This is a genomic window from Streptomyces sp. NPDC045778 (genome assembly GCF_056431945.1).
Window position 1 is genome coordinate 16244 of the sequence record NZ_JBWKJZ010000056.1, and the last position, 18940, is coordinate 35183.

Sequence of the window (18940 nt, forward strand, 5' to 3'; positions counted from 1 at the left end):
TCGGCAGCCATATGCCGAGAACGATGGAGGACACCATGTCACCCCGGCTCGACGAATCGCGTACTGACCAAGCGACGTCGACACCCCCGCCGAACCGCACCCGGACCACGATCCCCGGCCCCGCGGGCGAGGCCCTGCCGCCCGCCGCGACGGACCGGTCGCGCACCGGTGAGCGGCCGGAGTCGCTCTCCGGGCTCCCCGAGATCCCCCCGTTCGACGAGGTGGGCCCTCTCGACGCGCGAGCCCTCTCCAAGACGCTCTTCGAGCGCTTCGAGTCCCTCGAAGAAGGGACGCACGCCCACGCGTACGTACGCAACACCCTCGTCGAGCTGAACCTCGCCCTGGTGAAGTTCGCCGCCTCCCGGTTCCGCTCCCGCAGTGAGCCGATGGAGGACATCATCCAGGTCGGCACCATCGGCCTGATCAAGGCGATCGACCGCTTCGAGCTGAGCCGCGGCGTCGAGTTCCCCACCTTCGCGATGCCGACCATCGTCGGTGAGATCAAGCGCTTCTTCCGCGACACGTCGTGGTCGGTGCGCGTGCCGCGCCGGCTCCAGGAGCTGCGCCTCGACCTCGCCAAGGCGGGTGACGAACTCGCGCAGCAGCTCGACCGCTCGCCGACGGTGGCCGAGCTGGCCGAGCGCCTCGGCATCTCGCACGACGAGGTCGTCGAGGGCATGGCCGCGTCCAACGCCTACACCGCCAGCTCGCTCGACGCGCAGCCCGAGGAGGACGACTCCGAAGGCGCGCTCGCCGACCGCATCGGCTACGAGGACCACGGCCTCGAAGGCATCGAGTACGTCGAGTCGCTGAAGCCGCTGATCGCCGAACTGCCGCCGCGGGACCGGAAGATCCTCTCCCTGCGCTTCGTGGCGAACATGACCCAGTCGGAGATCGGCGAGGAGCTGGGCATATCCCAGATGCACGTCTCGCGTCTGCTGTCGCGCACCCTGGTGCGGCTGCGCAAGGGGCTGACCGTCGAGGAGTGACCGCGCCGCCGCGGTGTCCCCGCCGGGCGGGCCGGAATCCGGCCCGCCCGGCGTTCGCGTTCGCACGCCGCTAGCCCTCCGCCCGGGCCCGCACCATGACCAGCTTGTTCACCGCCCACAGCGCGATGCCGATGGCGACGAGCACACCGGCGCGGATGTAGACCTCCGCGGGCCGGTCCGCGAGCGGGCTGGCCAGGATCAGCGCGGTGATCGCGCCGAGCACGGGCAAGGCGGTCGGCGCGCGGAAGTGGTCGTGGTCCACCGGGTCCCGCCGCAGCACCAGGACCGCGACGTTGACGACGGCGAACACGCACAGGAGCAGGAACGCCGTGGTGTCGCCGAGCCCCTCGATCTCGCCGGTGGAGACCAGGCCGACGGCGAGCAGGGACACGAACGCGATGCCCACGACGGGCGTGCGGCGGCCGGCGAGGACGCGGCCCATGGCGCGCGGCAGGATGCGCTCGTTGGCCATGCCGTAGCAGAGGCGGGACGCCATCATGATGTTGATGAGGGCGGAGTTGGTGACCGCGAACAGGGCGATGAGCGCGAAGAGTTTGTGCGGGAAGTCGACGCCGCCCGCCTTCACGACCTCCAGGAGCGGCCCGCTGGAGCCCTCCAGGGTCTTGTGGTCCACCAGGAGCGAGGAGACCAGGGCGACCAGGACGTAGATGGTGCCGGTCACCGCCACGCCGATGAAGATCGCGCGCGGGAAGGTGCGGGTGGGGTCCTTGGTCTCCTCGGCCATGTTCACCGAGTCCTCGAAGCCGACGAAGGCGAAGAAGCCGAGCGCGGTGGCGCCGAGGATGCCGGTGAACAGGGCGTATCCGGTGCCGTCGGCCTCGAACTCGGTGAGGCGCGCCGGCTCCCCGTCCCCCGTGAGCACGGCCCACGCGCCGATCGCGAGGATGATCAGCAGGCCGGTCAGCTCGACCAGGGTGAGCACGACGTTCGTCTTCACGGACTCCGAGACGCCCCGCAGGTTCAGCGCGGCCAGGGCCAGGATGAACGCGATCGCGACGAGCGTCGGCGGCAGCGCGTCGCTGGTCAGCTCGCTCAGATAGTCCCCGCTGAAGGCGCGGGCGGCCGCGCTCGCGGACGACAGGCCCGAGCACATCACCATGAACGCGACGATGAAGGTCAGGAAGGGGACCTTGAAGGCCTTCTGGGTGTAGAGCGCGGCGCCCGCCGCCCTCGGGTACTTGCCGACCAGTTCGACGTACGACGCGGCCGTCAGGATCGCCACGACGAAGCCGATGAGGAACGGCAGCCACAGGGCGCCGCCCACCTTTCCCGCCACCTTGCCGGTGGTGGCGTAGATGCCGGTGCCGAGGATGTCGCCGATCACGAAGAGGATCAGCAGTCTGGGGCCGAGGACCCGGCGCAGGCCGGGCTCCTCCTCGGCTGGTTGCGTGGCGGCACCGCTCGTTCCTGAAGTCGTCACAGGAGCCTCCCCCGAACGTGACCGGGAACTTCGGAAGGACCTCTTGCCCCTGACACGCCGCGGCGATGCCGGAGTTGAGGAACATCAGAGCCCATGGGCGGCCCTCACAGCCCGCTCAGCGCGTCCGGCACGCCGCCGCCCGCCTCCTCGACCAGCTCCGCCACCGGCTGCGGCGCGCGCACGGTGGAGAACCGGACCGTGCCGTCCGCGCGCGCGGCGAAGCCGTGGATCCCGGGCCGGGGCAGGCTGTTGTACGAGTAGTGCTGGGCGAAATAGTAGGCGCCGGTGTCGAGGGCGGCCACGTGGTCGCCCGCCTCAAGGAGCGGCAGCGGATGGTCGGCGGCGAGCAGGTCGCCCGCGAAACAGGCCGGGCCCGCGACGTCCTGGCCGACGACGGGGCCCTGCTTGGGGCGGCCCTTGGCGTCGTACGCGGCGAGCCGGAGCGGCCAGGACCGGGGCGCGTACACCGTGCGAGTCGCCACCTGGACGCCCGCGTGGGTCAGCGCGATGGGCCGCCCGCCGGCCTCCTTGACGTACTCGACGCGGGCGAGCAGCACCCCCTGCTTGGCGAGCAGCGAGCGGCCGAACTCGGTGACCAGGCCGTAGCGCCCGTCGAGCAGGCCCGGCATGCGATCCTTGAGGAGGCGGGCGTACGCGCCGTGCGTCGGGCTCGCCTCGTCGGAGGTGAAGTTGACGGGCAGGCCGCCGCCGATGTCGACCGTGTCGACCTGGCGGCGCCCGGCGCGGGCGTTGACCTCCTCCGCCAGGTCGTACACCGCGGCGACGCCGCGCACGAGCAGGTCGAGGGGGATGCCCTGGGAGCCGGTGTGCGCGTGCACGCGGGTCAGCCAGGGCCGGTCGAGGTAGGCCCGCACGAGCCACTCGCGGGCGCCCTCGTCCCGCAGCGGCACACCGAACTTGGAGGTCGCCGTCGCCGTGGAGAGCGCGCCGATGGAGCCCGCTCCGACCTGCGGGTTCACCCGGATCCCGAGCGGCGACGCGGTGGGGGCCGAGCGCACCAGGGCGTCGACGCGGGCCAGTTCCTGCGGGTTGTCGGCGTTGACCGCGATGCCGAGGGCGAGGGCCTCGCGCAGCTCGGCCGGGGTCTTGGCGGGCGAGTCCAGGACGGTGCGCGCGGGCGGCACCCCGGCGGCGCGGGCGAGGGCCAGCTCGCCGGGGCTCGCGACCTCGGCGCCGACGCCCTCCTCGTGCAGCAGCCGCAGGACCGGCACCAGAGGGGTCGCCTTCACGGCGAAGGCGTGCAGGACGGGGGTGCCGGGCGGGGTGACCCCGGCGAAGGCGGCGCGCAGGGCGGTGGCGGCGGCGCGGACGCCGGTGACGTCGAGGAGGCCGGCGAGCGGGTTCTCGGGGCCCACCACCCCCTGCTCGATCGCGGCGCGTACTGCCTGGTCCCGGCGGGCGGCGGCCTCCGCGCCCGGGGGACTCGTGGGGTCGACGGTGGGGCCGGGAACCGTCGCGTCGTCGAGGCTCATGTGATCCACACAATCACCCGAGCGCCGCGCCCGCTGGCCCTACGGAGCTATTGACTAGAGCTATTCACCACCCGAGGATGTGAATAACAAGGTCACAGCCCGGAGGAGGCACCCGCCATGTCAGGACCCCGCCCCGTACGAGCGCCGCGCGGCACCGAACTGAGCACCCTGGGATGGCAGCAGGAAGCCGCCCTGCGCATGCTCCAGAACAACCTCGACCCCGAGGTCGCCGAGCACCCCGACAAGCTCGTCGTCTACGGCGGCACCGGCAAGGCGGCCCGCGACTGGCGCTCCTTCGACGCGATGACGCGCACGCTGAAGACCCTCAAGCAGGACGAGACGATGCTCGTCCAGTCCGGCCGCCCCGTCGGCGTCATGCAGACCCACGAGTGGGCGCCGCGCGTGCTCATCGCCAACTCCAACCTGGTCGGTGACTGGGCGAACTGGGAGGAGTTCCGCCGCCTGGAGGCCCTCGGCCTCACCATGTACGGCCAGATGACCGCCGGTTCGTGGATCTACATCGGCACCCAGGGCATCCTCCAGGGCACGTACGAGACCTTCTCCGCGGTCGCGGCGAAGAAGTTCGGCGGCACCCTCGCCGGGACCATCACGCTCACCGCCGGGCTCGGCGGCATGGGCGGCGCCCAGCCGCTTGCCGTCACCATGAACGACGGCGTCGCGATCTGTATCGACTGCGACCCGCGCGCCATCGAGCGCCGCATCGAGCACCGCTACCTCGATGTGAAGGCCGACTCCCTGGAGCACGCCCTCCAGCTCGCCACCGAGGCCCGCGACGCCCGCCGCCCGCTGTCCATCGGCCTCCTCGGCAACGCGGCGGAGCTGTTGCCGCGCATGCTCGCCGAGGGCGCCCCCGTCGACATCGTCACGGACCAGACGAGCGCCCACGACCCGCTCGCGTACCTCCCCGTCGGCGTCGACTTCGACGACATGGCGACGGCGGCCGAGAAGGACCCGGCGGGCTTCACCCAGCGCGCCCGCGAGTCCATGGCCCGGCACGTCGAGGCCATGGTCGGCTTCATGGACGCGGGCGCCGAGGTCTTCGACTACGGCAACTCCATCCGCGGCGAGGCCCAGCTGGCGGGCTACGAGCGGGCGTTCGCCTTCCCCGGCTTCGTCCCCGCGTACATCCGGCCGCTGTTCTGCGAGGGCAAGGGCCCCTTCCGCTGGGCGGCCCTCTCCGGCGAGGCCTCGGACATCCACAAGACCGACAAGGCGATCCTCGACCTCTTCCCGGAGAACGAATCCCTGCACCGCTGGATCAAGATGGCGGGCGAGCGCGTCCACTTCCAGGGCCTCCCGGCCCGCATCTGCTGGCTCGGCTACGGCGAGCGCGACCGCGCGGGCGAGCGCTTCAACGACATGGTGGCCTCCGGCGAACTCCAGGCCCCGCTCGCGATCGGCCGCGACCACCTCGACTGCGGCTCGGTGGCATCGCCGTACCGCGAGACCGAGGGCATGCGCGACGGCTCCGACGCCATCGCCGACTGGCCCCTCCTGAACGCCATGGTCAACGTGGCATCGGGCGCCTCCTGGGTCTCCCTCCACCACGGCGGCGGCGTCGGCATGGGCCGCTCGATCCACGCGGGCCAGGTCACGGTCGCCGACGGCACGAAGCTCGGGGGCGAGAAGATCCGCCGCGTGCTCACCAACGACCCGGGCATGGGCGTGATCCGGCACGTGGACGCGGGCTACGAGGGCGCCGAGGCCGTGGCCTCCGAGCGCGGTGTCCGCGTGCCCATGCGGGAGGGGCAGTGACAGCGGATCGGCCTGCGGCCTCGTCCTCAAGCGCCGGACGGGCTGATTCCGTCGCCGGTACCGGCGAGAGTCCCCCCTCGTTCCAGCAGATGTGGGCCGACCTGCTCCCCATCGGCCGCGACGCCGGGACCGGCGGCTACCGCCGCTCCGCCTGGACCGGGGCCGACGCCGACTGCCGGACCTGGTTCCAGGAGCAGGCCGAGAGCCGTGGCCTGGCGTACGAGACGGACCGCAACGGCAACCAGTGGGCGTGGCTCGGCGACCCGGCCGCGGGCGACGCCGTCGTGACCGGCTCGCACCTGGACTCCGTGCCCGACGGCGGCGCCTTCGACGGCCCCCTCGGCGTCGTCTCCGCCTTCGCCGCGCTCGACGAGCTGCGCGGCAGGGGCGTGGAGTTCACCCGGCCCCTCGCCGTCACCAACTTCGGCGACGAGGAGGGCGCCCGCTTCGGCCTCGCCTGCGTCGGCTCCCGGCTCACGGCCGGGCAGCTCACCAAGGAGCAGGCGTACGAGCTGCGCGACGGCGACGGCGTACGCCTCCCGGAGGCGATGGAGGCGGCCGGGTACGACCCGGCGGCGATCGGCCCGGACCCCGAACGGCTCGCGCGGATCGGCGCGTTCGTGGAGCTGCACGTGGAGCAGGGCCGCGCGCTCGACCTCTCCGGCGACCAGGTCGGCGTCGCCAGCGCCATCTGGCCGCACGGCCGCTGGCGCTTCGACTTCCGCGGCGAGGCCAACCACGCGGGCACCACCCGCCTCGTCGACCGCCGCGACCCGATGCTGAGCTACGCGGAGACCGTCCTCGCGGCCCGCCGCGAGGCGGAACTGGCGGGCGCGGTCGCGACGTTCGGCAAGATCTCCGTCGAGCCCAACGGCGTGAACGCCATCCCGTCCTTGGTGCGCGGCTGGCTCGACTCGCGCGCCGCCGACCAGGAGACGCTCGACACGGTGGTGACGGCGGTCGAGAAGGCGGCCCGCGAGTACGCCGACCGGCACGGCGTCGACCTCGCCGTCGTCCGCGAGTCGTTCACGCCGGTCATCGAGTTCGAGCACGCGCTGCGCGACGAGCTGGGCGCGATCCTGCGCGGGCGGAGCGGCCGCGAGGTGCCCGTGCTCGGCACCGGCGCCGGGCACGACGCGGGCATCCTCTCCGCGTCCGTCCCGACCGCCATGCTGTTCGTCCGCAACCCCACGGGCGTCTCGCACTCCCCCGCCGAGTACGCGGCGGAGGACGACTGCGTCGCCGGGGTGCGGGCGCTCGCCGACGTACTGGAGGGCCTGGCGTGCCGGTGACGCAGATGACGCGGACGTACTGGGCGGAGCACGCCTGGCTGGATCCCGTCGTGGAGCCCGGCGTGGCGCTCGACGTGGGCGCGGACGGGCGGATCGCCGCCGTCCGCACCGGCGTCGAGGCCCCGCCGCCGGGCGCGACGGTGCTGCGCGGCCTGACCCTGCCCGGCCTCGCGAACGCCCACTCGCACGCTTTCCACCGGGCGCTGCGCTCCACCGTGCAGGTCGGCAGCGGCACGTTCTGGACCTGGCGCGAGGTCATGTACTCCGTGGCCGACCGGCTCACGCCGGAGACGTACCACGCCCTCGCGCGGGCGGTGTACGCGGAGATGGCGCTCGCCGGGATCACGGCCGTCGGCGAGTTCCACTACCTGCACCACGCGCCCGGCGGCAAGCGCTACGCCGACCCCAACGCCATGGGCGAGGCCCTCATCGCCGCCGCAGCCGACGCGGGCATCCGCATCACGCTCCTCGACACCGCGTACGTGGCCTCAGGGCTGCGCGGCGCCGCCGACGGCGAGCCCCCGAACCACCACCAGCTGCGCTTCTCCGACGGCACCGCCCAGGCGTGGGCGGAGCGGGCGTCGCTCCTGAAGGACCGCGAGCACGCCCGGATCGGCGCGGCCGTCCACTCCGTACGGGCCGTGCCCGCGCGGCAGTTGGGCACCGTGGCCGAGTGGGCCGCCGCGCGGGGCGCCCCGCTGCACGTCCACCTCTCCGAGCAGACCGCCGAGAACGAGGCGTGTCTGGCCGTGCACGGCTGCACGCCCACGCGGCTGCTCGCCGACCACGGGGTGCTCGGGGCGCGTACGACGGGTGTCCACAACACCCACCTGACCGACGAGGACATCGCCCTGCTCGGCGGCTCGGGCACCGGCACCTGCATGTGCCCCACCACCGAGCGCGACCTCGCCGACGGCATCGGGCCCGCGCCCGCCCTCCAGCGCGCGGGCAGCCCGCTGTCCCTCGGCAGCGACAGCCACGCCGTCATCGACCTCTTCGAGGAGGCCCGGGCGCTGGAGCTGAACGAGCGGCTCCGGACGCATACGCGCGGGCACTGGACCGCCGCGGCGCTCCTGCGGGCCGCGTCCGCCGACGGGCACGCGGCGCTCGGCTGGACCGGCGCCGGGGCCCTGGCGCCGGGCGCGCTCGCCGACTTCGCGACGGTCGCGCTCGACTCCGTGCGGACGGCGGGGGCCGCGGCGCGGCTCGGGGCGGAGGTGGCGGTGTTCGCGGCGAGCGCGGCGGACGTGCGGCACACCGTGGTCGGGGGCCGCCACGTGGTCCGCGACAGCACCCACACCCTCGTCCCCGACGTACCGTCGGAGCTGGCCCGAGCGGTGGCGGCCTTGCATTAGCCCTCCCTTCCCGAGGCGCGGAGCGCCGAAAGCCTGCGGCGCCACCCGCGAGGGCCCCCGCACCCACCCACGAACAGGACCCCCCATGCCCACCACCCTCATCCACAGCATCCGCAGCCTCGTCACCAACGACCCCGCCCTCGGCCAGGGCCCCCTCGGCCTCGTCGAGGACGCCGCCGTCGTCCTGGACGGCGAGGAGGTCGCCTGGGTGGGCCCGAGCGCCGGGGCCCCGGCGGCGGACGAGGCGTACGACGCCGAGGGCCGCGCGGCGCTCCCCGGCTTCGTGGACTCGCACTCCCACCTCCTCTTCGCGGGCGACCGCACCCAGGAGTTCAACGCCCGCATGGAGGGCCGCCCCTACGAGGCGGGCGGCATCCGCACCACCGTGGCGGCGACCCGCGCGGCGTCGGACGAGGCCCTGGAGGCGAACCTGGCCCGCTACCTCGCCGAGGCCCTGCGCCAGGGCACCACGACGTTCGAGACGAAGTCGGGCTACGGCCTGACGACCGAGGACGAGGCCCGCGCCCTGCGCATCGCGGCCCGCCACACGGACGAGGTCACCTTCCTCGGCGCCCACATCGTGTCGCCGGACTACGCCGAGGACCCCTCGGCGTACGTCGACCTGGTCACCGGCGAGATGCTGGACGCCTGCGCCCCGCACGCCCGCTGGATCGACGTGTTCTGCGAGAAGGGCGCCTTCGACGGCGACCAGGCGCGGGCGATCCTGACCGCGGGGAAGGCCAAGGGGCTGCACCCGCGCGTGCACGCCAACCAGCTCGGCCACGGCCCCGGCGTCCAGCTGGCCGTGGAGCTGGACGCCGCGAGCGCCGACCACTGCACGCACCTGACGGACGCCGACGTGGACGCCCTGGCCCACAGCGACACGGTGGCCACGCTGCTGCCGGGCGCGGAGTTCTCCACGCGCGCCCAGTGGCCGGACGCCCGGCGGCTGCTCGACGCGGGCGCGACGGTGGCGCTCTCGACGGACTGCAACCCGGGCTCGTCGTTCACGTCGTCCGTGCCGTTCTGCGTCGCGCTCGCCGTACGGGACATGGGGATGACCCCCGACGAGGCGGTGTGGGCGGCCACGGCGGGCGGCGCGGCCGCGCTGCGCCGCACGGACGTCGGCCGCGTCACGCCCGGCGCCCGCGCCGACCTGGCGCTCCTGGACGCGCCGAGCCATGTGCACCTGGCCTACCGGCCCGGCGTACCGCTGGTGTCGGCGGTGTGGCGGCGCGGCGCCCGCGTGGCCTGAGGGGGCGCTACTCGACGAAGAGGCCCCGCTCGGCCGCCCCCACGTCGAACTCCTCCAGGCGCGCCTGCGCGTCCGGCAGCGCGTCGCACATGGCCTCCAGGAGCGCCCGGCCGAGCAGCATGGGGGCGCAGGCCGTGTCGAAGGCGAGGCCGGTGCCGACGGCGGCGGGCAGCAGCAGGTCGGAGTGTGCGGCCACGGGCGCGAAGGCGGAGTCGGCGACGGTGACGACGGTGAGGCCCGCGCCCCGGGCGTGCGCGAGGGCGTCCACGACCTCGCGCGGGTGCCGGGGCAGCGCGAAGCACAGCAGCACGGTGGCCCCGGCGCGCACGGCCGCGTCCAGGCGGTCGGTGAGCATCGAGCCGCCCTCGTCGAGCAGCCGCACGTCGGGGTGGACCTTCGCGGCGAAGTACGAGAAGCCGTAGGCCTGGGAGGCGGCGGCGCGCAGGCCGAGCACCGGCAGGGGGCGGGAGGCGGCCAGGAGGCGGCCCGCGTGCTCGACGGGGGCGGGGTCCGCGAGGACGGCCGCGAGGTGGCGCAGGTTCTCGATCTCGGCCTCGACGGCCTGCTGGTACTCGTTGGCCTCCGCGTCCTCCGGCGCCTGGGCCGGGGCCACGTCGCGCAGGTGCCGCCGCAGCGCCGGGTAGCCGTCGAAGCCGAGCGCGACCGCGAAGCGGGTCACGGACGGCTGGCTGACGCCCGCGAGTTCGGCCAGCTCGACGCTGGACAGGAAGGGCGCGTCGGCGGCCCGCCGCACCATGCAGTGGGCGATGCGCCGCTGCGTCGGCGTGAGCCGGCGCCCTTCGAAGAGCACCTGAAGCCGTGCCGCTGGACTGTCACTCATGCCGGACTCCTCACACCGCTCCCGCTCTTGTCGCCACCCGACCATTGACAAAGTATTCAGCAAACCAGAACTCTGCATGACCATATACAGTCCGGCGAGGCGAGGACCGGCGCATCATGACGGAGTCACCCAAGTCCCTGGTGGAGCGGCGCTCCATCGACGTCGTGCCCGATGCCGAGCGGCACGGCCGCGCCGTCAGCCAGTTCACGCTCTGGCTCGGCGCGAACCTCCAGATCACGGCGGTCGTCACGGGCGCGCTCGCCGTCGTCTTCGGCGGCGACGTGGTGTGGTCGATCGTGGGCCTGGCCCTCGGCAACGTCCTGGGCGGTGCCGTCATGGCCCTGCACTCCGCGCAGGGCCCCCGGCTCGGCCTGCCCCAGATGATCCAGTCCCGCGCCCAGTTCGGGGTGCGCGGTGCCGTCGTGCCGCTGCTCCTCGTCATCCTGATGTACGTCGGCTTCTTCGCGAGCGGCAGCGTGCTGGCAGGGCAGGCCACCGCCGAGCTGACGCACACCGGCGAGACCACCGGGATCGTCCTGTTCGCGGCGGTCACGGCGGTCACGGCCGCGGTCGGCTACCGCGTGATCCACGTACTCGGCCGGATCGCGAGCGTGGTCTGCGCGCTCGCCTTCATCTACCTCGGCATCCGCCTCCTGGACCGCGTCGACCTCGCCGACCTCCTCGCGGACGCCCACTTCGACCTGCCGGTGTTCCTGCTCGCGGTGTCGCTCTCGGCGTCGTGGCAGCTGGCCTTCGGCCCGTACGTCGCGGACTACTCGCGCTATCTGCCGCACACGACGTCGGCCCGCGCCACGTTCTGGTGGACGCTGTCCGGGTCCGCACTCGGCTCCCAGTGGTCCATGACGTTCGGCGTCCTGGTGGCGGCGAGCGCGGGCGGCGCGTTCATGAGCAACCAGGTCGAGTACGTCGTCGGGCTCGGCGGCACCGGCCTGGTGGCCTCGCTCCTGTACTTCGTGATCGCGCTCGGCAAGCTGACCATCAACGTGCTCAACACCTACGGCGGCTTCATGTCGATGGTCACCAGCAGCGGCGGCTTCCGCGCCCAGAAGGCGCTCTCGCCGCGCGGCCGGGCCGCGTACATCGGCCTGATCATGGTCGCGGGCACCACGGTGGCGCTCCTCGGCAAGGACAGCTTCCTGACGTCGTTCAAGGACTTCCTGCTGTTCCTGCTGACGTTCTTCACCCCGTGGTCGGCGATCAACCTGGTCGACTACTACCTGATCTCCAAGGAGCGGTACGACATCCCGGCCCTGTTCGACCCCCACGGCCGCTACGGCGCCTGGCGCTGGGACGCGCTCACCGTGTACGGGGTCGGGCTCCTGGCCCAACTCCCCTTCCTCGTCACCCACTTCTACACCGGGCCGCTGGTGGACTCCCTCGGCGGCGCCGACATCTCCTGGATCGTGGGGCTCGTGGTCCCGGCCCTCCTGTACCGGCTGTGCGCCCGGCGCGACCCGGCGACCGGGGGTCTCGCCCAGGACGGAAAGGGGGGTTAGCCCCACTGTCCGGGGGGTGCGGCCTGCGTACTGTAAGAAGTATGGAAGCCACCCGTGACGCCGAACTCAAGAAGGAACTCGACGCCGCCCTGCACGCGCGCAAGGACCTCGGCGAAGAGTACGAGTCCGCGCTCGTCGACTCGTTCCTGGAAAAGGTCGAGAAGCGCCTGGACGGTACGATCGACCGGCAGATGCGCCGTCACCTGGCCGAGCAGCAGATGATCATGGCCCGTAGCGCGCGCAACCCCGCCGGCGGAGTCGACTCCTGGGGCGAGCGCTTCGGCTTCGGCATCGTCTCCCTCATCCTCGCGATCCCCCTCTCGGCGATCGGCGTGGTGAACGCGGGACTGCCCGGCCTCTTCGTGACCTGGTTCGGCATCGTCGGCGTCAACGCGGTGCACGCCGTGCGAGGCACGGGCCTCCTCTTCCGCACCCGCTCCCGCAAATCCGACTGGGAAGACTGAGCCTCAGCAGGCAGATTCCAGCCCGTCCGGCGCTTGAGGACAAGCGCGGTAGCGCGGTTCTTGAAGGGGAGCGGGCACGGCGGGGAAGAAGGCCACCCGGCGGAGCCCCGGAAACAGCGCCCGCGCATAGCGCGGGGACCGCCGCACCCCCGGGCATGGCCGAGGGGCGGGACGACGGCGGTCCCCGCGGGGACGGGCGCGCAGGTCAGGGCCGCACGCTCGCGTCCGGGGCGTCACGGAGGCCCGGGAGCCGCTCCGGAAGTCCTGACGCCGACACCCCCTACGGTGCCCGAGCCGTGTTAAGGGGGTGCTGCGCGGACATGTCGCGTGCGTACCGGTTCCGCGAAGTCCGGGCCTAGCTGCCCTGCTGCTCCGCGAGGAAGGCCAGCAGGTCCTGGCGGCTCACGACACCCGTGGGCTTGCCCTCGACCAGGACGATGGCCGCGTCCGCGGTGCCGAGCACGGACATCAGGTCCCCGACCGGCTCACCGGAGCCGACCTGCGGCAGCGGGTCGGACATGTGCTTCTCCAGCGGGTCGTGCAGCGACGCCCGCTGCGCGAACAGCGCGTCGAGCAGCTCGCGCTCGACGACCGAGCCGATGACCTCCGCGGCCATGACGTCCGGGTGCCCGGCGCCCGGCTTCACGATGGGCATCTGCGAGACCCCGTACTCACGCAGGACCTCGATCGCCTCGCCGACCGTCTCCTCCGGGTGCATGTGGACGAGCGAGGGCAGCTCGCCGCCCTCCTTGCGGCGCAGGACGTCACCGACGCGCGGCTGGTCGCCGGCCTCCTCCAGGAAGCCGTAGTCGTTCATCCACTCGTCGCTGAAGATCTTGCTCATGTAGCCGCGGCCGCTGTCGGGCAGCAGGACGACCACGACGTCGTCGGGGCCGAGGCCCTCGGCGGCCCGCAGCGCCGCGACGACGGCCATGCCGCAGGAGCCGCCCACCAGGAGGCCCTCCTCCTTGGCGAGGCGCCGCGTCATCTGGAAGGAGTCCTTGTCGGACACGGCGATGATCTCGTCGGTGACGGTGCGGTCGTAGGCCGTCGGCCAGAAGTCCTCACCGACGCCCTCGACGAGGTACGGCCGCCCGGAGCCGCCGGAGTACACGGAGCCCTCCGGGTCGGCGCCGACGATCCTGACCTTGCCGCCGGAGACCTCCTTCAGGTACCCGCCGGTGCCGGAGATCGTGCCGCCGGTGCCGATGCCCGCCACGAAGTGGGTGATCTTCCCCTCCGTCTGCTCCCACAGCTCGGGGCCGGTGGAGTGGTAGTGCGACAGCGGGTTGTTCGGGTTGGAGTACTGGTCCGGCTTCCAGGCGTCCGGGATCTCACGGACCAGGCGGTCGGAGACGTTGTAGTACGAGTCCGGGTGCTCCGGGTCGACGGCGGTGGGGCAGACGACGACCTCGGCGCCGTAGGCCCGCAGCACGTTGATCTTGTCGGTGCTCACCTTGTCCGGGCAGACGAAGACGCACTTGTAGCCCTTCTGCTGAGCCACGATCGCCAGGCCGACGCCGGTGTTGCCGCTGGTCGGCTCGACGATCGTGCCGCCGGGGCGCAGCTCGCCGCTGGCCTCGGCCGCCTCGATCATGCGCAGGGCGATGCGGTCCTTCACGGAGCCGCCCGGGTTGAAGTACTCGACCTTGGCGAGGACGGTGGCCTTCAGGCCCTGCGTCACGTTGTTGAGCCTGACCAGCGGGGTGTTGCCGACGAGGCTGGTCATCGAGTCGTGGAATTGCACGTTGTCTCCGTGTATCCGGCCGGGTATCCGGGGCGCGACGTCGTGAGGGCATGGCTGCTCGCACGAGGTGTTCGTATTTCGGTTTTCGGTAACCGTCAGAGTACGGGGCCATCTGCCCGAGTCACCTCCTCTCGCGATTGGCCGACCGCCTCGACGGGGCAATGACTGGATGTACGGGACGAACGGCGGCACAAGGAACCGGCAGAGGTGACAGCGGGGATGTCGAGGGCGAGGGTGGCGCGGCGCATCGCCGCGGGCGCGGCGTACGGCGGCGGAGGCATCGGGCTGCTCGGCGCGGCCACGGTCGGGATCGTCCTCGCCGAGGTGCAGCTGGCCAAGCGGTCGGTGGGCAACGGCGGGCACGGGACGCCGCCGCGGGCCGACGGCCGGTACGGGGCGGCGTTCGCGACCCGCGCCGACTGCGGGGAGCCGCTGCGGTTCGCGATGCTCGGGGACTCCACGGCCGCGGGGCTCGGCGTGCACCGGGCCCGGCAGACGCCCGCCGCGCTGCTGGCGTCCGGGCTCGCCGCGGTGGCCGAGCGGCCGGTGGACCTGCGGGTCGTGGCAAAGGCCGGGGCGCAGTCCGACGACCTCGACCGGCAGGTCACGCTGGTCCTGTCCGACGAGACGGGCCCGGTGCCCGACGTGTGCGTCCTGATGATCGGGGCCAACGACGTGACGCACCGGGTGCCGCCGACGCGCTCGGTGCGGCTGCTGGCCGCCGCGGTGCGCAGACTGCGCACCGCGGGCGCCGAGGTGGTCGTTGGCACGTGTCCGGACCTCGGCACGATCGAGCCCGTCTACCAGCCGCTGCGGTGGCTGGCCCGCCGGGTCTCGCGGCAGCTGGCCGCCGCGCAGACGATCGGCGTGGTCGAGCAGGGCGGCCGCACGGTGTCGCTCGGCGACCTGCTCGGCCCCGAGTTCGCCGCGAACCCCCGCGAGCTGTTCGGCCCCGACAACTACCACCCCTCCGCCGAGGGGTACGCCACGGCGGCCATGGCGGTCCTGCCCACGCTCTGCGCCGCGCTCGGCCTGTGGCCGGAGGAGGAGCGCCCCGACGTGTCGCGGCGCGAGGGCTTCCTGCCGGTGGCCCGGGCGGCCGCGAAGGCCGCCTCCGAAGGCGGCACGGAAGTAACCGGAGCAATGCCCTCCGGCCCGCGCGGCCCCTTCGCCCTCCTCAAGCGCAGGCGCCGCCGCCGGATCCAGGCACCGGACCCGGCGCCGATCGCCTGACGGCGGGCAACCCGGCGGCTGCGCTGGGCTCCGCGCCTACGTGGCTGCGCCCGCTGGAATTGCCGCGACAGGCCGCCTGGCGCCTGCGGATCCGTTGTGGCTGGGCGCGCCCACGGCGGAGCCGCACAGGGGCACCGTCCCGCGCCCCTTCGGGGCGCCATGCTGAGCGCCCGCTTAGAAATGCGGTCCGCGTCACAGCCCCGACCCCGTGACCCTCACCATACGTGCGGGTAACTTCCCAAGAAGCCCTGCCCGTTACCCCCTGGAGCCCCCTGATGCCCGAAGCCGTGATCGTCTCCGCCGCCCGCTCGCCCATCGGCCGCGCCTTCAAGGGGTCGCTCAAGGAGCTGCGCCCCGACGACCTGACCGCCACGATCATCCAGGCCGCCCTGGAGAAGATCCCCGCCCTCGACCCCCGGGACATCGACGACCTGATGCTGGGCTGCGGCCTGCCCGGCGGCGAGCAGGGCCACAACCTCGGCCGGATCGTGGCCGTGCAGATGGGCATGGACCACCTGCCGGGCTGCACCATCACCCGCTACTGCTCCTCGTCGCTCCAGACGTCCCGCATGGCCCTGCACGCCATCAAGGCGGGCGAGGGCGACGTCTTCATCTCGGCGGGCGTGGAGATGGTGTCCCGCAGCGTCAAGGGCACGTCCGACGGCCTCCCCGACACCCACAACCCGCTCTTCGCCGACGCCGAGGCCCGCACCGCCGAGCGCGCCCAGCAGACCGGCACCGACTGGCACGACCCGCGCGAGGACGGCCTCGTGCCCGACGCGTACATCGCCATGGGCCAGACCGCGGAGAACCTGGCCCGGCTCAAGGGCGTCACCCGCCAGGACATGGACGAGTTCGGCGTCCGGTCCCAGAATCTCGCCGAGGAAGCCCTCAAGAACGGCTTCTGGGAGCGCGAGATCACCCCGGTGACGCTCCCCGACGGCACGGTCGTCGCCAAGGACGACGGCCCGCGCGCGGGCGTCACCATGGAGGGCGTCGCGGGCCTCAAGCCGGTCTTCCGCCCCGACGGGCTCGTCACGGCGGGCAACTGCTGCCCCCTGAACGACGGCGCCGCCGCCCTCGTGATCATGTCCGACACCAAGGCCCGCGACCTCGGCCTGACCCCGCTGGCCCGGATCGTGTCGACCGGCGTCTCCGCGCTCTCCCCCGAGATCATGGGCCACGGCCCGGTCGAGGCCAGCAAGCAGGCCCTGGGACGGGCGGGGCTCACGATCTCCGACATCGACCTCGTCGAGATCAACGAGGCCTTCGCCGCCCAGGTCATCCCCTCGTACCGCGACCTGGACATCCCCCTCGACAAGCTGAACGTCAACGGCGGCGCGATCGCCGTCGGCCACCCCTTCGGCATGACCGGCGCCCGCATCACCGGCACGCTGATCAACAGCCTCCAGTTCCACGACAAGCAGTTCGGCCTGGAGACGATGTGCGTCGGCGGCGGCCAGGGCATGGCCATGGTCATCGAGCGCCTCAGCTGACCCACCCCACGGGCGCCGGGGGCCGCCCGTCCCACCAGCCGGGAAGCCGCCCGTCCCACCAGCCGGGAAACGGCCGCACCTCCGCCCCCTCCACACATTCGTGACCCAATCTCCCCCAGGATGTGACCAATCTCCTGGGGGAGACTCATAAGCCCAGGTCAGCGAGGTCAGCCGAGAAACACCGGGCCGAAAGTCCTGTCCAATTCGTGACGTAATGCACTGACAGCGAGATGGTGCAGGCTTCAAGCTGATGTAGTAAGTCGGGGGTCGACTTGAAACCGGGAGTACGTCAGTGAGCGCCATGAGTCTTGCCTTGCTGCTCTCCGCGGCCGCCGCCACGGCCGTGGGCGCCGCGTCCCTGCACACCGTGCGGGGCCTGCGGCAGCAGATCACCGACCTGCGCACCGAGCTGGCCGAGAGCCGCGCCACGGCCGGCGGCCACGCCCTGGTGCCGGCCGCCAGGACCGCGGTGGACACCGACGAGATACGCGCCGCGGTCGCCGACGCCCTCGCCGAGGAGCGGGAGCGGGAGCTGGCCGAGGCGCGCGCGTTCTGGGCCGCGCAGGAGGCCCGCGACATCGCGGACGCCCCCTCGCTGCTCGGCGGCCTGCCGGAGAGCATCGCGGACGAGCTGTTCCTGCCGCGCCAGGCCGATCTGGCGGGCCTGGAATCGGACAGTCTCGAACCGGTCGTCGAGCCCTTCGCGGACCCCGAGGACTACGTGGGCGACTCCGCCGAGCTGGCCGCGGCCCGCCGCCGCCACCCCTCGCACCCCGACTTCGTCCCGGTGCAGCCCCCGGCCCACACCGACCACGAGCGCACGGTGGCCTGCCTGGAGGAGCTGGCGGATGCCCGCACCGCCCTCGCCGACGTCCGCCCGGGCCCGCTCGGCACCCTCGACGTGTACGTCTTCGCGGACGGTACGACGCTGTGCATGACCCCCGGCCACCGCGAGACCGCGGAGGTGCTCGCCGCCGCCCTGCGCGACGGCCAGGCCCCCGTCCTGCTCGGCGGCTCCGGCGTCTCGGGCGCGTACGCGCTGACGTTCTCGTGCGGCACGGAGAACGTCTACATCCTGGCGGACCGCGTCATCGCCTCGGTCTGAGGAACGGCTCAGGGCCCGCCCGAGAAGCGGAGCGCGACCCGCCGCACCCCCGGCTTTCGGTCACACTCCGGCTCGCGCCAGTGCCTCCTCCACCAGGCGCACCGCCTCCGCCAACTCCCCCTCGTCACGCAGGGCGACCGCCAAGTCACGTCCCGCCACGGTGATCTGGTCGGCCGCCGCGAACATCCCGGCGTCCGGCATCACCCGGGGTTCGGCCCCCGGCGACTCGCTGAGCTGGGCCCGCACCGCCAACTCCCGGGCGAGTGACAGGGCTTCGGCGGCCGCGCCACGCTGGAGGCGGGACTGGGGCGCGGCCCGCAGCCGGTCGGCGAACCGGTCCACGGCGGCGATCAAAGGCGTCGTATCGAGCACACCGCGACCCTATGCGCCGAGCCGGGACTGTTGCCAATGTCCGAACGCTCAGGCACGGTGGCGTGAAGGACGGACCACATCGAACGCGTCCGGAGGCGCCGATGTCCCAAGTCTTCTCCGAGGAGACCCACCGGAACCTGCTCGCCCGCATCCCGCACTGCACCGGTCGTGAAGTCTCCGACTGGCTGCGCACCGTCGACGAAGGCCCTTCCCTCTTCCGCTTCGAGGAGAAGGTCAGCTGGCTCCGCGGCGAGCACAATCTGGCCTACGGCCACGCCAAGGCGATCATCCACGAATACGACCTCAGGCGCGCCGCGCGCAAACTGGGCTGACCGGCACCGCAGTTCCCCTGATTCCCCGTAGACCCCGTAGATCTCGTAGAACTCGTAGATCTCGTAGATCTCGCAGTCCCCCGACCCCGATCCCCGCCACGACACGACGAAGGGCCCGCGGACCACGGTCCGCGGGCCCTTCGGCCGCTGGGGTGGGGGGGGGGGGGGGGGGGGGGGGGGAGGGGGGGGGGGGGGGGGGGTTTTTTTTTGGGGGGGGAGCGAGGGGGAGGGA

At 72.9% G+C, this 18940-nt stretch carries 16 protein-coding genes; 11 read left to right on the plus strand and 5 right to left on the minus strand.

The window, feature by feature from the left end; genetic code table 11:
- Positions 1 to 23: 23 nt before the first annotated feature.
- Positions 24 to 989: an RNA polymerase sigma factor SigF gene (locus AC07GB_RS38340; RefSeq protein ID WP_478853941.1), complete on the plus strand. Its 966-nt coding sequence runs from the start codon at positions 24 to 26 to the stop codon at positions 987 to 989.
- A gap of 70 nt (positions 990 to 1059) precedes the next feature.
- On the opposite strand, the gene AC07GB_RS38345 is transcribed toward AC07GB_RS38340, so the two are convergent.
- Together AC07GB_RS38345 and AC07GB_RS38350 are read right to left on the minus strand one after the other, a co-directional pair.
- The gene (locus tag AC07GB_RS38345) at positions 1060 to 2430 is read right to left on the minus strand and encodes an APC family permease (RefSeq protein ID WP_478853943.1); all 1371 of its coding nucleotides are present in this window, start codon (positions 2428 to 2430) and stop codon (positions 1060 to 1062) included.
- A 104-nt stretch (positions 2431 to 2534) separates the two neighbouring features.
- Complete coding sequence (locus tag AC07GB_RS38350) at positions 2535 to 3923, minus strand: type III PLP-dependent enzyme domain-containing protein (RefSeq protein ID WP_478853945.1); 1389 nt, start codon at positions 3921 to 3923, stop codon at positions 2535 to 2537.
- A 117-nt stretch (positions 3924 to 4040) separates the two neighbouring features.
- Between AC07GB_RS38350 and hutU the strand changes: the two genes are divergently transcribed.
- The 4 genes from hutU (at position 4041) to hutI (ending at position 9601) form a co-directional block, all read left to right on the plus strand.
- Positions 4041 to 5699: a urocanate hydratase gene (gene hutU / locus AC07GB_RS38355; RefSeq protein ID WP_478853947.1), complete on the plus strand. Its 1659-nt coding sequence runs from the start codon at positions 4041 to 4043 to the stop codon at positions 5697 to 5699.
- 89 nt (positions 5700 to 5788) lie between these two features.
- Entirely contained in the window at positions 5789 to 6991 is a 1203-nt protein-coding gene (locus AC07GB_RS38360; protein WP_478853949.1) for an allantoate amidohydrolase, read from the plus strand.
- A gap of 5 nt (positions 6992 to 6996) precedes the next feature.
- Positions 6997 to 8346 carry a formimidoylglutamate deiminase gene (locus AC07GB_RS38365; RefSeq protein ID WP_478853969.1) on the plus strand — a complete coding sequence of 450 codons (1350 nt, stop codon included), beginning with the start codon at positions 6997 to 6999 and terminating at the stop codon, positions 8344 to 8346.
- Positions 8347 to 8431: 85 nt separating this feature from the next.
- Positions 8432 to 9601: an imidazolonepropionase gene (gene hutI, locus AC07GB_RS38370; protein WP_478853951.1), complete on the plus strand. Its 1170-nt coding sequence runs from the start codon at positions 8432 to 8434 to the stop codon at positions 9599 to 9601.
- Between the two features lie 7 nt (positions 9602 to 9608).
- Here the strand turns inward: hutI and AC07GB_RS38375 are convergent, their stop codons facing one another.
- A complete protein-coding gene (locus AC07GB_RS38375) occupies positions 9609 to 10442 on the minus strand; it encodes a MurR/RpiR family transcriptional regulator (RefSeq protein WP_478853953.1) in 834 nt (277 codons plus the stop codon).
- Between the two features lie 116 nt (positions 10443 to 10558).
- On the opposite strand from AC07GB_RS38375, the gene AC07GB_RS38380 reads away from it, so the two are divergent.
- Both AC07GB_RS38380 and AC07GB_RS38385 read left to right on the plus strand, forming a co-directional pair.
- The gene (locus AC07GB_RS38380) at positions 10559 to 11959 is read left to right on the plus strand and encodes a purine-cytosine permease family protein (protein WP_478853955.1); all 1401 of its coding nucleotides are present in this window, start codon (positions 10559 to 10561) and stop codon (positions 11957 to 11959) included.
- A gap of 41 nt (positions 11960 to 12000) precedes the next feature.
- Entirely contained in the window at positions 12001 to 12423 is a 423-nt protein-coding gene (locus tag AC07GB_RS38385; RefSeq protein ID WP_478853957.1) for a hypothetical protein, read from the plus strand.
- Between the two features lie 355 nt (positions 12424 to 12778).
- On the opposite strand, the gene AC07GB_RS38390 is transcribed toward AC07GB_RS38385, so the two are convergent.
- Positions 12779 to 14170: a cystathionine beta-synthase gene (locus tag AC07GB_RS38390; RefSeq protein ID WP_478853959.1), complete on the minus strand. Its 1392-nt coding sequence runs from the start codon at positions 14168 to 14170 to the stop codon at positions 12779 to 12781.
- A 219-nt stretch (positions 14171 to 14389) separates the two neighbouring features.
- Here AC07GB_RS38390 and AC07GB_RS38395 point away from each other — a divergent pair, with 219 nt between their 5' ends.
- The 3 genes from AC07GB_RS38395 (at position 14390) to AC07GB_RS38405 (ending at position 18004) form a co-directional block, all read left to right on the plus strand.
- Positions 14390 to 15403, plus strand: coding sequence for an SGNH/GDSL hydrolase family protein (locus AC07GB_RS38395; protein WP_478853961.1), 1014 nt, complete (start codon positions 14390 to 14392; stop codon positions 15401 to 15403).
- Between the two features lie 275 nt (positions 15404 to 15678).
- On the plus strand, positions 15679 to 16899 hold the full coding sequence (locus tag AC07GB_RS38400) for an acetyl-CoA C-acetyltransferase (protein ID WP_478853963.1): 1221 nt from the start codon (positions 15679 to 15681) through the stop codon (positions 16897 to 16899).
- A 292-nt stretch (positions 16900 to 17191) separates the two neighbouring features.
- Positions 17192 to 18004, plus strand: a complete 813-nt coding sequence (locus tag AC07GB_RS38405; protein ID WP_478853965.1) for a hypothetical protein — start codon at positions 17192 to 17194, stop codon at positions 18002 to 18004.
- Positions 18005 to 18064: 60 nt separating this feature from the next.
- Here the strand turns inward: AC07GB_RS38405 and AC07GB_RS38410 are convergent, their stop codons facing one another.
- Positions 18065 to 18376, minus strand: coding sequence for a hypothetical protein (locus AC07GB_RS38410; protein ID WP_478853967.1), 312 nt, complete (start codon positions 18374 to 18376; stop codon positions 18065 to 18067).
- Positions 18377 to 18477: 101 nt separating this feature from the next.
- Between AC07GB_RS38410 and AC07GB_RS38415 the strand changes: the two genes are divergently transcribed.
- Entirely contained in the window at positions 18478 to 18708 is a 231-nt protein-coding gene (locus tag AC07GB_RS38415; protein WP_030672559.1) for a DUF4287 domain-containing protein, read from the plus strand.
- Positions 18709 to 18940: the final 232 nt, after the last annotated feature.